A 13,953-nucleotide genomic window follows, 5' to 3' on the forward strand; every position below is an offset into this window, starting at 1 on the left:
CTTTTTTATTTGTATTTCAATCAATTAAAAGTTTTTACTGTTTTTTTTAAAAAAAAGCTAAAGGTAATTTTATAACGGCCGTTAACTTAATTAGAACGGAGCTTGAACAGATTTTTATTGTGATGGCTCTTGGTTAAAATCAATTAGTTACATTACGAAAGTAATCAGGAGTTATAACATGGCTTTATCAGTAAATACTAACGTTGCATCATTAAATGCACAAAGAAACTTATCAAAATCTAGCGAAGCATTAGGTACATCAATGCAACGTCTTTCATCTGGTATGAAAATTAACAGTGCGAAAGATGATGCGGCAGGTCTACAAATTGCGAACCGTCTTTCTTCACAAATTAATGGTTTAGGTGTTGCTCAGCGTAACGCGAATGACGGTATTTCAATGTCGCAAACCGCTGAAGGTGCGATGCAAGAGTCATCAAACATCTTACAACGTATGCGTGACCTATCTTTGCAATCAGCTAATGGTTCAAACGATGCAAACGCTCGTGCCGCACTACAAAAAGAAGTGGGCGCGTTACAGCAAGAGCTTACTCGTATCGCTGAAACGACTAAATTTGGTGGCACAAGCTTACTAGATGGTTCATTCGGTACTAAACAGTTTCAAGTAGGTGCTAACGCAAATGAAACAATTAACGTAACTTTGCGTGATGTATCAGCAGATGCAATCGGTGCAAATAATATATCAGGTTCAGGTTCGGTTTTAGGTTCTGGTGGTGATGTTCTTTTATCGGCTCAGTTAGCCACTCAAACTCAACCAGCAAACTGGAGCGTTAATGGTACTGCAGTTGCTTTTGGAGCTACTGACGGCGCAAATGATATGGCAGAAAAAATAAATGCTGCTGCAACGGGTGTAACAGCTGAAGCCAAATTAAGCGTTACAATCCAAAATTTGAGTTCAGCGGATGATGACGTGTTATCTGTTGGCGGAGATGATTACGATTTGGGTAATTTCGGTGGGGATGGTGCTAGACTAGCTGAAGCTATGGTGGCTGACGGTTATGATGCCGTTTATAACTCAGATGACGAAACTATTACCTTAAATGCAACCGGAGTTAACGGGGTTCAAGTTGACACAGCTGCAGGCACGGGGACAGGTACAGTGCAGCTAGTTAATGCTAATGAGGGAGCCGCTGCATATACAGGTACAGTAGATGGTGATCAAGCAGTAGCATCAACATTGTCGCTTACTTCTGCTAATAAAATAGCGATTAGTGATTCAACAGCAGGTGCCAATGTATCTGAATATTTAGGTGATGATACTGCAAATTCCTCTGTGACTGGAACAGGTGCGGGCAGCGGTCTTGTTAGCATTGAATCTATTGATATTTCTGGTTCGACTAGCGAAGGTGCACAAGATGCAATTCAAACAATTGATGCCGCGCTTGCGCAAATTGATGCGCAACGAGCTGACTTAGGTGCGGTGCAAAACCGCTTTGGTTTTACCATTGCTAACCTTGCAAACGTATCAGAAAACGTATCTGCTTCTAAAAGCCGTATCGAAGATACAGATTATGCTGCAGAAACGGCTAAACTAACTAAGAACCAGATTATGCAACAGGCTGGTACAACAATCTTAGCTCAGTCTAACCAGTTGCCACAGGCAGCACTTAGCTTATTAGGTTAATTTAACAATAAGCTCTATACTTTAACTACTAAGGAAGGGGCAACCCTTCCTTTCTTGTATAGGTATAAAGCTTTATATCGCTTTATAGTAGGAGCGAATTATGGAAACGCAAAGTTTAAATCTAAATATCAGCTCAGCGCAAAAAGGTGAGGTTACCTCAAGTTACCAAACCCCATCACAAGTTAAGCAAAATGCTGATGAACAAAAGAATACACCCATCACCACCACTGCAAGTAATAGCGAAATTTCTAAAACTGAGTTATCACCTGAAAAACTAGAGAAGGTGGTACAGCAATTGCAGGACTTTATGGGCGAAATGAATCGCAGCCTTCAGTTTAAGGTCGACGAAGATTCTGGCCGTAATGTTATTAAGGTGATTGATAAAGAAAGTGGTGATTTAGTTAAGCAGTACCCGTCTGAAGAGGTATTAGGTATCGTTGCTAAATTAGCGGAAGCCACCGGTGTATTGGTTGATTTTAAAGTTTAGTTTTCAGTAATTTAAGAGGGTAATTATTATGGATATTTCATTTAAAGGTATAGGTTCAGGGCTTCAAGTTAATGAAATTGTAACTGCTTTAGTGAATGCTGAAAAAAGCCCTTACCAAGCTCGAGTAACTAAACAGCAAGCAAACTTTACTACCGATATATCTGCAGTAGGTACCCTAAAAGCCTCTTTGGAAGAGCTTAATGGTTCACTAGAATCATTGGGTGACATCGAAAACTTTCAAAAGCGCACTATCAGTGGCAGTGACGACTTTGTTTCTTTAAGCTCTGAAAAAAACGCGCAAACCAATAATTACTCTATTAAAGTTAATAGTTTGGCTGAGAACCAAAAGCTAACATCAAATGCTATAGCTGGCGATGAAGCGGTGGGAGAGGGTAAGCTCACGATTAGTTCTGGCTCTAACAGTTTTGACATAAATGTGTCAGACACAGCAAAGCTGGCTGATATACGTGACGCGATTAATGATTCAGTTGATAATGACTCTGTAAACGCCACCATTATAACTGATGACACCGGTCAGCGATTAGTGTTATCAAGTAAAGAAACCGGCGCAGAAAACGCAATAAAAATTGTAGTTGATGATGTCGGTGATGGTGGTAATACAGACTTGTCTGGCTTGTCTCGTCTTGCGTATGATAGTGATACAACATCAACAACGTATGCTGAAAACTTAAACGAAGTAACAGCAGCGACGGATGCTTCAATTACGATTGATGGGACGCTTGTTGCGACAAGCAGTACAAATGAATTTAAAGATGTCATTGAGGGCGTCACCATTAATGCCAAAAAAAACTCACAATGCAGACGATGATTTAAGTAAAGCAACTATCACTGAAAATAATAATAATGTTGCTGCTGGATTAAAGTCGTTTGTAGAGAAGTTTAATGCATTTATTGATTTATCAAATCAGCTCGGTCGCTCTAGCGCTGAAGAGGGCGTTGGTGCACTTGCGGGTGATTCATTACTTAGAGGCTCTGTAAACCAAGTACGTTCGATGTTAACATCTGAATTTAGCACGGGTAATGGTAATACCGACTTTTTAGCTAACTTTGGTATTAGAACTGAGCGCTCAGGTAAGTTAAGTATTGATTCTGACGCTCTTAAAGCTGCCGTAGAAAGTGATCCACAAGCTATCCAAACGTTTTTTGTTGGCGAAAATGACGGTGATGGTTTTGTTGGCCAGTTAGATACTGTTATTAAAGGTTATACGGCCTCTGATGGTATTTTTAGTTCACGTATTGAAGGGCGTGAAACACAACTCGATAAGCTACAAGATGAAGTTGATGCATTTAATAGCCGAATGAAAAAGTATGAAGAGCGACTATATAGCCAATACAATGCCATGGATATATTAGTTGCTAACCTAAACTCGACAGGAGGTTACTTGCAGCAGCAATTAGCTAACCTACCGGGTGTGGCTAAAAAGTCTAGCTAAACAATTAACTTTGTTTAGCAAATAAAGCCTGGCTTATGAGTCAGGTTTTTTTATGTTTGTTCGATTGTTAGTAACTAACTGTGTTGTTTTATAGTGAGGTTTGAGGAAATAAAAATACAGAGTGAAAAATCTGCTTAATCACTCTGTAAAGGGGAATAAAATAGGGGGTTAGCTAAGGCAAGAAGTGTTTTTAAATATTAGATTTATACTTATTTACAGCTTTTTTATTTTTTTGATTACCAACTATTTTAACCGCTAATAGTTGCTTTTGATTATCTATTTTAACAGATAGCTGTTCTATTAGGTTAATTAAAAACTCAAGTTCAGTAGCTGAATAATGAGTTTTTTCTCTAGAAAGTGAGCTACTTATGTGAATATCAAGTTTATTATGAATATTCAGCGCTTGCTCAATATCCCAATCTTCTGAGTCAGCAATCAAACTTACTAGCTCATTGCAATATGCTCGAGTCTCACTATCTTTAACTTGTGAGCTTGTAACCCGATTTAAAGACATTACAGTTGTGGTTCTCTTTGTTCGAATGGAATTGCTTCCCAGCCTGACTTAATCTCTTTAATTAAGGTAATTACTTCATCAATTTTATCAATGTTGTTTTCAAGGTTTGCAGTTAATAAGCAACGCTGACAGTAATCGTACAAAGAGTCTAAGTTAGTTGATACTTCATTATTGTCTTCAAAATTTAACACTTGCTGCAACGCACCAAGTAGCACAATACAATCAGAGATTGCGTTGCCTTTTTTTTCTAACTCTTTACGTTCAATAAATCCTTTTGCAGCAGAGAGCTTGCCAACAATATTTACAAACACGAGTTTGACTTGATCATAAGGTGTCATCTCTTTAACGCTGCTAACTGTTATTTGACGGTATTTATTGATTGATGCATGAGCCATAGGTAATTCCTTAAATTTTAATTACATGTTCAGAACTCTAAGCAAGTTTAGTTCCAACATAAGTTTGACTATTACTTTATCGGCCAAAACAGTCACACCTTTAAATAATAATAGCAGTTTTTATGAGTTTTTACTGTGTGAAATCGTATCATTGAAAATCGCATTATATGTCGTTTAATTCATCCTAAGTATGTATGTCACTAAAACTACCCAGGCAATTAATAGTTATAAAGTATTGACTTTGTGCGGCCAGTGTCTGTTTTTTGGCGTTAATGTCAAAAAATCGCCGCTATTGCTTGCATCCAAACCCAACTGGCTTACAATTTGATTAATAAAACAAATTAGTGAAATAAATGGCTCGCTAAAGATGATCTTAATTTTAGATAATAATAACAATCGCTCTATTGGATTATACGCATCGCTTACTTTTATTGGTGAGGCGGTACAGTTGCAAACAGAAGCTGACTTTGAACAGGCATGTAGCCACTATCAAAACAAAGAATGTATTGTGGTGTTAGGTGCTTTGCAGTCTTTAGATCACGAAAGTTTAATTAAACGATACCCAACATTTCCTTTTTTACTCATTGGTGAAACGCTTAAACCTTTGTTGAGTTTGGCTAATGTTGTGGGGTTGATATGTGAGCCATTTACTCATGAAATAACCACACAGCTGTTACACGACTGTCAGCAATATCAGCGCATGTTGCCGCATGAACATAAAAATAATAAAGAGAAAAGCACCTTTGATGGTCTTGTTGGTGAAACCAAAGCCGTAAAAGATTTACGCTTTTTAATTACGCAGGTTGCTAAAACCGATGCTAACGTACTTATTTTAGGTGAGTCGGGCACAGGTAAAGAAGTAGTTGCCCGAAACGTACATTTGCTTTCTAAGCGTAACAAAGGCCCATTTGTACCAGTAAACTGTGGGGCAATTCCTGCAGAGCTACTAGAAAGTGAACTATTTGGTCATGAAAAAGGCGCGTTTACTGGGGCTATTTCAGCACGAAAAGGCCGTTTTGAGTTAGCGCAAGGTGGCACGCTATTTTTAGATGAAATCGGCGACATGCCACTGCAAATGCAGGTTAAGTTACTGCGAGTGCTACAAGAGCGCAGCTATGAGCGCGTTGGTGGTACTAAAGCGATTCAAGCTGATGTGCGTGTTATTGCCGCAACCCACCGAGACCTTGAAAACATGATAGAAAAAGGCTCATTTAGAGAAGATTTATACTATCGCTTAAATGTTTTTCCTATTGAGAGCCCATCTCTTGCTCAACGCGCAGAAGACATACCATTACTACTTAAAGAGCTTATGCGCCGCGTAAATGAGCAAAGCGGTACTACGGCTAAGTTTACAGAGCGTGCTATTGATAGTTTAAAAGAACATTCTTGGCCGGGTAATATCCGTGAGCTCGCGAACCTAGTTGAGCGTATGGTTATTATGTTCCCAGATAAGGTGGTGGATGTTCCTGACTTACCTAACAAATACCGCTACATTGAAGTTGAAGCCTATGAGCCTCAGTATCCAGAAGAACTGATGGAGCGTGATGCGTTTAATGATATTTTTAGCGGCGGATTTAGTGAAGACGAAATAGATCTAGAAGATGACTTTGCTCAGGCCGCACCTGGTTTATTGCCCGATGAAGGTATTGAGCTTAAAGAGTACTTAGCTGAGCTTGAAATTAACTTAATCACACAGGCATTAGAGCGCTTTGATTACGTTGTCGCCCGTGCTGCTGAAGTACTTGGCGTAAGGCGAACCACACTGGTCGAAAAAATGAAAAAATATAACTTGTCTAGGGATTAAGAGCAAAGTGCAGGTGTTATATTTTAGGTATTAGGTATTAGGTATTAGGTATTAGATATTAGGTTAGAAAAACTAAACACCGGTAGTTACACTGAATCCGTTACAGGTTCTATTTTTTAGCAGGTTTACCCCACGTCTGCGTTGGGTGCCAACTTACTGTTTTTTGGGTAAATATAACAATTAAAGGGTTAAAACCAAAAAGCCTAAAGTTATGCTATTTGCTTAACCTTTAACCTTTAACCTTTAACCTTTAACCTTTAACCTTTAACCTTTAACCTTTAACCTTTAACCTTTAACCTTTAACCTTTAACCTTTAACCTTTAACCTTTAACCCTAACTTTTTAACTTCTTCTTTTCTAAAGCAATTATTACTATGATCGTTAACCATTCCACAGGCCTGCATGTAGGCATACACTGTGGTTGGGCCTAAAAATTTAAAGCCACGCTTTTTTAAATCTTTTGCAAATAATGTTGATGCCTCAGTAACTGCAGGGTAATCCGCAAGCGTCTCTAAATCGTTTACCTGAGGTTTATTACCAACAAACCGCCACTGGTAATCACTAAAGCTGCCAAACTCTTCTTGAATAGCAATGAAGCACTTTGCATTATTAATTGTTGCGGCTATTTTTAAGCGATTGCGAACAATTCCCTCATTTTGCATTAATGTTTCTATGTCGTGTTCAGTAAAGGCCGCTACTTTATTTACGTCAAAGTTGGCAAAGGCGTTTTTATAATTAGCGCGCTTTTTTAATATGGTGTACCAGCTGAGCCCCGCTTGTGCCGATTCTAATGTCAAAAACTCAAAAAGTAGGTGATCGTTATACACAGGTACGCCCCATTCATGGTCATGGTAATCCACGTAGTCTGGTTTTGAAGTATCTAACCATGGACAGCGATACTGAGCTTCCTCTTTCATGCTTATTCCTTAGCGCGTCATTTTTACGGCACGTATTTTAACTGTTTAAATTGTTGATATTATAAGGAAATAATTTTGGTACATATTGTGCATTATCCAGTGTATCTACATTATTTTAGAGAGTTGATTATGGCCCTTGCAAGTGTGCTAAAACCTCAGTTTATTTCTGCTAATCAGTATAACCCATGTTTACTGCAAGAGGAGTATGTTGGTGAGTTGAGTGATTTGCGTCAACAAGCAAGTTGGCTCTCTCATCTGGTTGATACCATGCCTGCGGGCGTGATTGTACTTGATGGTAAAGGAATGATCGCTAAGGCAAACCAAATAGCTATCGATATGCTCGGCGAGCCATTAGAAGGAGAGAAGTGGTTTAGCGTTATTCAGCGCTCATTTCGTCCTCATCAAGATGATGGTCATGAAGTGTCGTTAAAAGATGGACGCTTAATAAAGCTCGATATTACTGCACTCGCGCCTGAGCCTGGGCAACTTATACTAATGACCGATTTAACCGAAACCCGACGCTTACAAAAGCGAGTCGCGCATATGCAGCGTTTAAGTGCCTTAGGTAAAATGGTGGCGTCTTTGGCTCATCAAGTACGCACACCGTTATCAGCGGCTATGTTGTATGCTGCAAATTTAGGCTCAAAACGCTTACCCGAAGCTTCTCGCGGCAGTTTTCATACTAAATTAATGTCACGTTTAAAAGATTTAGAAACCCAAGTAAACGACATGCTGTTATTTGCTAAAAGTGGTGATCAGCAAGTTGTTGAGCAAGTGTCGATGCAACAGCTACTAAGTGAAGTTAAAGCCGGTGCCGATGCTATGGTAGCGCTCAATGATAGCGAATTAAATGTGAGCTTACCTGAACCCGATATTGAAATTATGGGTAACAAAACAGCATTGGCAAGCGCAATTCAAAACCTAATTCATAATAGTATTCAAGTCATTGGCAGTGGTGCACAAGTACATCTTAGTGCTTTGCGTGATACGCAAGACCCTGATTATGTCCGCATTAGTGTTAGTGATAATGGCCCTGGGATTGACTTAGCGCAAAGCGAAAAAATATTTGAACCCTTTTATACCACTAAAAGCCAAGGTACTGGTTTAGGACTTGCCGTTGTAAGTTCAGTGGCCAGTGCACATCAGGGACGTGTTGAAGCAAACAACAACCCACAAGGGGGAGCAATTTTTAGTATGTTGCTACCTATTAGTGTCACATCTAAATTAGGGGAGTCACAATGAGTAACACTATTTTAGTTGTAGAAGATGACGCCGGACTTCGTGAAGCATTAATTGATACGCTTGAAATGTCAGGTATAGCCTGTATGGCCGCCAATAGTGCCGAGCAAGCCATGGTGCTACTAAAAAAAGAAGCATTTTCATTGGTGGTCAGTGATGTACAAATGGGCGCAATGAGCGGCTTGGATTTATTACGTAGTATTAAATTAAATTACCCTGATTTACCCGTACTAATGATGACGGCCTACGCCACTATTGATGATGCTGTAGAGGCTATGCGTTTAGGCGCGATTGATTATATGGCTAAGCCATTTGCACCAGAAGTGCTATTGAATATGGTGAGTCGTTACTTACCAGAAAAAGAAAAAGAAACAGACGGGCCCATTGTCGCCGATCCTAGTAGTATTCAATTACTCGAACTTGCTAATAAAGTTGCTCGTTCAGATGCCAGTGTGATGGTGCTTGGGCCAAGTGGCTCTGGTAAAGAAGTACTGGCGCGTTATATTCATGACAAATCAAAACGCTGTAATGAACCGTTTGTTGCGATTAACTGTGCTGCTATTCCTGAAAATATGCTCGAAGCCACTTTATTTGGTTATGAGAAAGGCGCGTTTACCGGTGCTATTCAAGCTTGCCCTGGTAAGTTTGAACAAGCACAGGGCGGTACTATTTTACTTGATGAAATCACCGAAATGGATTTAGGCCTGCAAGCCAAGCTGTTACGTGTACTACAAGAGCGTGAAGTTGAGCGTTTAGGTGGTCGTAAAACCATTGCACTGGATGTACGTGTGCTTGCCACAAGTAACCGAGAGTTAAAAGAAGCGGTTGCTGAAAACCAGTTCCGCGAAGATTTATACTATCGACTCAATGTTTTCCCACTGCTGTGGCGACCACTGTGTGAGCGCCCAGGGGACATTATAGTGTTGGCTAAACATTTGATTGAACGTCACTTAAGTAAAAGCAAAGAGCCAATGGCGTATTTAGATAGCAGTGCAGAGCAAAAACTGCTTAGCCATAGCTGGCCCGGTAACGTACGCGAACTAGATAACGTTATTCAGCGAGCATTAATTTTACGCAGTGGGAATAGTATTGATGAGCATGCTATTTTTATCGAAAATCTAGCTCCAACGCATTTTGTGGCAGAAACTAAAGCTGACATTGAGCCTGTAAAAAGTAGTCTCAGTAACGCTTATTATGATGAAAAAGCAGCGCCTGCAGATGAGCAAAAAAATGATTTGTTAGCCGTCGATACTGGTAGTTACAAAGATGAGCTTAAAGATAAAGAACATCGTATTATTTTAGAAACCTTGGCACGCTGCCAAGGAAAACGTAAAGAGGTCGCCGAAACCTTAGGTATTAGCCCGCGTACTTTACGCTACAAATTAGCACAAATGCGTGATTTAGGTATTTCCCTCCCAGCATAACCCCCATAAGCCCTAAGTTCAATCACTTGAATTTAGGGCTGTCAAAACTCTGACTGCTTAATTATTTTACTTAAAGCGTTGTTTTAATTGATTTTAATTTTTGGCATGTTTTGTGCTTTATTCTCTTTAAGAGTTTACTGCATTATCAGAGACAATTATGAAAATTCAAAACAGTGCTTTATTTCAAGAAATGCAATCAATGGCTGCAGAAGCCACACGTAGTAATCAAGTTAATAACTTGCCAACGCAAGTGCAATCAACCTCTACAGCACAGTTTGGTGACATGTTGAGTAATGCCCTTAATACAGTGCATGAACTTCAGCAAGACGCAGGGCAAAAAGTAAAAGCGGTAGAGAATGGCGACAGAAGCGTGTCACTTGCCGAGGCTATGATTGCTTCGCAAAAGTCTTCTGTGGCATTTGAAGCTACGGTACAGGTTCGTAATAAGCTTGTTGAGTCTTATAAAGAAATTATGAACATGCCTGTTTAATTAGGTAGTGGAGAATTATTGTGGCGCAATCTAATCAATCTACAGATCTGGCACTTGCTGATGGCATGATGGAGCAAAGTGAAAACGAAGATCAACAAGAGCAAAAATCAGGCTATTTCAGTGCCCTTGGCGGTGTTGATGTTTTACGTCAAATTACCCTGATTGTTGCATTAGCTATTTGTTTAGCCATTGCTATTTTCGTTATTATTTGGGCTCGTCAGCCAGATATGCGCCCTTTAGGTAAAATGCAAACTGAAGAGTTAATAGAAACACTCGACTTTTTAGATGCACAAAAAATTGACTACCAACTTGATGGCAATGTGGTCTCGGTGGATGAAACTGAATATCAAAATATCAAGTTATTGATGACCCGTGAAGGTTTAGATCAAGGGCCTACATCAGGTAGCGACATTATTATGCAAGACATGGGGTTTGGGGTAAGCCAACGTTTAGAACGTGAGCGCCTTAAACATGGCCGTGAGCAACAACTTGCCCGTACTATAGAAGAGCTAAATAATGTTACTCGCGCCAAAGTATTGTTAGCTATTCCCAAAGAAAATGTATTTGCCCGTAGAGAGAAAAAACCCTCTGCGACTGTTGTACTTACTCTTAAACGCGGTCGCTCTCTAGATGGCGAAGAAGTTGACTCGGTTGTTGATATGATAGCTTCAGCGGTACAAGGGCTTGAGCCTTCGCGCGTTACTGTGACCGATCAAAATGGTCGTTTATTAAATTCAGGCTCGCAAACCTCTTTAGCTGCACGCTCGCGTAAAGAATACGATATAGAACGTAAACGTGAGCAAGAATACCTAGAAAAAATCGACAGTATTTTGATCCCCGTGGTTGGATTAGGTAATTACACCGCACAAGTAGATTTAAGTATGGACTTTAGTGCGGTAGAAGAAACACAAAAACGTTACAACCCAGATTTACCTGCGGTAAGAAGTGAAACGACCTTTGAAGAAAATAATATTGGTGGCCTAGCGGTTGGTATTCCAGGCGCGCTGACTAATCAGCCACCAGTTAACTCAACTATTCCTGAAGATGCGATGGCGGGCGGTGCAGGCACTGCAACCTCACCGAGTAGAACTCACAAAGAAGCCACTCGTAACTATGAACTCGATACCACTATTTCACATAAGCGTCAGCAAACCGGTGTGATCCGCAGAATAAGTGTGTCCGTGGCGGTCGATTACTTACCTACGGTGGGTGAAAATGGTGAAACAACCATGACACCACGCTCGGTAGAAGCTTTGTCAAATATTCGTCGCTTGTTACAAGGTGGCGTAGGCTTTGATATGCAACGTGGCGATGCTCTTGAAGTAGTAACCGTGCCATTCGTTCGTGAAGACTCAGCGCTTGATTTTGAATTGCCTTTATGGGAACAAGACTGGTTTATGAAAATGATGCGCTTAGTATTAGGTGCGCTGGTTATTATTGTACTGATATTAGCTGTTGTTAAACCTATGCTTAAACGCTTAATTTACCCAGATAATACACTTGAAGAATATGATGAAGACTCTCTTAGTTCAGGTGTTGACCTTGGTGACAGCACATTAGATATGCTAAATAATGACTTTGATTCTGCTTCAGTTGGCTTCTCAAGCGATGGTACACTACGCTTACCAGACTTACATGGCGACGAAGACTTATTGAAAGCGGTTCGTGCCCTTGTAGCCAATGAACCAGAACTATCATCACAAGTAGTTAAAGCGTGGTTAACAGAAGATGACTGATCAAGAACAAAAACAACTACCACCGACGTTTGATGTTGATAAGCTCGATGGTGTAGATAAAGCGGCGATATTATTGCTGAGCTTATCTGAAGAAGATGCAGCGCAAATCCTTAAACACTTAGAGCCAAAACAAGTGCAAAAGGTAGGTATGGCTATGGCGGCAATCGATGATTTGTCGCAAGCTAAAATTAGCGCAGTTCATAATTTGTTTATCGAACAAATTCAAAGTTTTAGTACGATAGGTTTTCAGTCTGAAGATTTTATCAAAAAGGCACTTACAGCTGCATTAGGTGAAGATAAAGCCGCCAGCTTAATAGACCAAATTGTTATGGGCTCAGGCGCTAAAGGGCTTGATTCATTAAAATGGATGGACTCAAAGCAGGTAGCTAACATTATTCGTAATGAGCATCCGCAAATTCAAACAATTGTGCTTTCTTATTTAGAGCCGGAACAATCAGCTGAAATTTTAGCGCAATTTCCTGAAAAAGTGCGCCTCGATTTAACCATGCGTATTGCTAATTTAGAAGAAGTACAACCAGCGGCTTTACAAGAATTGAATGAAATTATGGAAAAACAATTTGCTGGTCAAGCAGGCGCACAAGCTGCGAAAATGGGTGGCTTAAAAGCGGCTGCAGATATTATGAACTACCTCGATACCAATGTTGAAGGGCAGTTAATGGATTCTATCCGTGAGCATGACGAAGAAATGTCACAACAAATTCAAGACTTAATGTTTGTTTTCGAAAACTTAATGGATGTAGAAGACAGAGGTATTCAAGCAATTTTACGCGAAGTGCCGCAAGATGTACTGATGAAAGCCATTAAAGGCACTGACGAAGCGCTTAAAGAGAAGATTTTGGGTAACATGTCTAAACGTGCCGCTGAAATGCTTGCTGATGACTTAGAGGCTATGGCACCAGTGCGTATTAGCGAAGTAGAGGCAGCGCAAAAAGAAATACTCTCAACAGCACGTCGTCTGTCAGATTCAGGTGAAATTATGCTTGGTGGTGGCGGTGGTGAGGAGTTCTTGTAATCTATGAGTAACTCTAAGGGTCGCCCGTTACAGGCAGATGAAGCTGATGAGCTATTAAAAAATTGGCCAATTCCTGACGTTGCGCCAGATGAGCGAAGTTTTGGCAATCGCTCTACGGCTTATGGCACACCCTTAGCCGAGCTATACCGTAAAGAAATAGCAAAAGAACAAGTAGAAGAACCGGAAGAACCAGAGCTGCCTTCATTAACTATGGTAGAGCTGGAGCGTATTCGCCAAGATGCCTACGAAGAAGGCCTTAAACAAGGGCACGAACAAGGCTATATAGATGGCTTTGACAAAGGCGTAACCGAGGGTAAAGAGGCGGGTTACAAAGAAGGTGTAGAGCTGGGTAAAACACAAGGCCAAGAAGACGTTAAACCCTTAATTGATGAGCAGTTGACCAGCCTGCGTGGCTTACTAGATAGTTTAAGCGACCCGCTTAAAAAAGTGGACGAGCAAGCAGAAAAACAGCTGGTACAGCTAGCCACTATGCTCAGTGAAGCGATTATTTATCAAGAAGTAAAAACATCACCTGATATTATTTTACATACTTTGAAAAAAAGCATTGATGCACTTAATGCAGAACAAGAAAAAGTTCGAATTCATCTTCATCCAGATGACTTAACGCTGATAAAAGCCAGTTATGGTGAACAAGCTATTGAAGATAATCATTGGCAATTAATTGCAGAACCCACTCTAGAGCGGGGCGGTTGTGAAGTTAAAACAACGTTATCATCTTTAGATATGACCTTGAAAACCCGTGTCAAAGAAACGTTGGATAGCTTTTTGCATAATAGTGGTATCTAACTTTTTTATTGG

The 13,953-nt window shown here is 40.2% G+C and carries 12 protein-coding genes and 1 pseudogene; 10 read left to right on the forward strand and 3 right to left on the reverse strand.

All coding sequences use genetic code 11. From position 1 onward, the window contains the following. Positions 1-178: 178 nt before the first annotated feature. The 3 genes and pseudogenes from P20311_RS09485 to fliD all read left to right on the forward strand — a co-directional run bounded on the left by P20311_RS09485 (position 179) and on the right by fliD (position 3,583). Complete coding sequence (locus tag P20311_RS09485) at positions 179-1,642, forward strand: flagellin (protein WP_008112158.1); 1,464 nt, start codon at positions 179-181, stop codon at positions 1,640-1,642. 100 nt (positions 1,643-1,742) lie between these two features. Beyond that, positions 1,743-2,129 carry a flagellar protein FlaG gene (locus P20311_RS09490; RefSeq protein WP_008112160.1) on the forward strand — a complete coding sequence of 129 codons (387 nt, stop codon included), beginning with the start codon at positions 1,743-1,745 and terminating at the stop codon, positions 2,127-2,129. Positions 2,130-2,157: 28 nt separating this feature from the next. Then, a pseudogene (gene fliD / locus P20311_RS09495) lies at positions 2,158-3,583 on the forward strand (flagellar filament capping protein FliD). Positions 3,584-3,773: 190 nt separating this feature from the next. Here fliD and P20311_RS09500 read toward each other — a convergent pair. Both P20311_RS09500 and fliS read right to left on the reverse strand, forming a co-directional pair. Then, positions 3,774-4,097, reverse strand: a complete 324-nt coding sequence (locus tag P20311_RS09500) for a hypothetical protein (protein WP_024602019.1) — start codon at positions 4,095-4,097, stop codon at positions 3,774-3,776. After that, on the reverse strand, positions 4,097-4,492 hold the full coding sequence (gene fliS / locus P20311_RS09505; protein WP_008112168.1) for a flagellar export chaperone FliS: 396 nt from the start codon (positions 4,490-4,492) through the stop codon (positions 4,097-4,099). Before fliS ends, P20311_RS09500 begins: the two co-directional genes overlap by 1 nt. Before the next feature lie 367 nt (positions 4,493-4,859). Here fliS and P20311_RS09510 point away from each other — a divergent pair, with 367 nt between their 5' ends. Then, a complete protein-coding gene (locus tag P20311_RS09510; protein WP_008112169.1) occupies positions 4,860-6,296 on the forward strand; it encodes a sigma-54-dependent Fis family transcriptional regulator in 1,437 nt (478 codons plus the stop codon). Between the two features lie 313 nt (positions 6,297-6,609). Here P20311_RS09510 and P20311_RS09515 read toward each other — a convergent pair whose 3' ends face one another. Beyond that, positions 6,610-7,212, reverse strand: a complete 603-nt coding sequence (locus tag P20311_RS09515) for a DNA-3-methyladenine glycosylase I (RefSeq protein WP_008112172.1) — start codon at positions 7,210-7,212, stop codon at positions 6,610-6,612. A 129-nt stretch (positions 7,213-7,341) separates the two neighbouring features. Here P20311_RS09515 and P20311_RS09520 point away from each other — a divergent pair, with 129 nt between their 5' ends. The 6 genes from P20311_RS09520 (at position 7,342) to fliH (ending at position 13,941) form a co-directional block, all read left to right on the forward strand. Beyond that, entirely contained in the window at positions 7,342-8,454 is a 1,113-nt protein-coding gene (locus tag P20311_RS09520; protein WP_008112173.1) for a PAS domain-containing sensor histidine kinase, read from the forward strand. After that, positions 8,451-9,875 (forward strand): sigma-54 dependent transcriptional regulator, encoded by a 1,425-nt coding sequence (locus P20311_RS09525; RefSeq protein ID WP_008112175.1) that lies wholly within the window; start codon positions 8,451-8,453, stop codon positions 9,873-9,875. Before P20311_RS09520 ends, P20311_RS09525 begins: the two co-directional genes overlap by 4 nt. Before the next feature lie 157 nt (positions 9,876-10,032). Further along, positions 10,033-10,365: a flagellar hook-basal body complex protein FliE gene (fliE, locus tag P20311_RS09530; protein WP_008112177.1), complete on the forward strand. Its 333-nt coding sequence runs from the start codon at positions 10,033-10,035 to the stop codon at positions 10,363-10,365. A gap of 20 nt (positions 10,366-10,385) precedes the next feature. Next, the gene (fliF, locus tag P20311_RS09535; RefSeq protein ID WP_008112179.1) at positions 10,386-12,101 is read left to right on the forward strand and encodes a flagellar basal-body MS-ring/collar protein FliF; all 1,716 of its coding nucleotides are present in this window, start codon (positions 10,386-10,388) and stop codon (positions 12,099-12,101) included. Further along, positions 12,094-13,134 carry a flagellar motor switch protein FliG gene (gene fliG / locus P20311_RS09540; protein WP_008112181.1) on the forward strand — a complete coding sequence of 347 codons (1,041 nt, stop codon included), beginning with the start codon at positions 12,094-12,096 and terminating at the stop codon, positions 13,132-13,134. Before fliF ends, fliG begins: the two co-directional genes overlap by 8 nt. A 3-nt stretch (positions 13,135-13,137) precedes the next feature. Further along, the gene (fliH, locus tag P20311_RS09545) at positions 13,138-13,941 is read left to right on the forward strand and encodes a flagellar assembly protein FliH (RefSeq protein ID WP_008112182.1); all 804 of its coding nucleotides are present in this window, start codon (positions 13,138-13,140) and stop codon (positions 13,939-13,941) included. Positions 13,942-13,953: the final 12 nt, after the last annotated feature.

This window comes from Pseudoalteromonas sp. BSi20311 (assembly GCF_000239875.1).
In the GTDB taxonomy this organism is placed as follows: Bacteria; Pseudomonadota; Gammaproteobacteria; order Enterobacterales; family Alteromonadaceae; genus Pseudoalteromonas.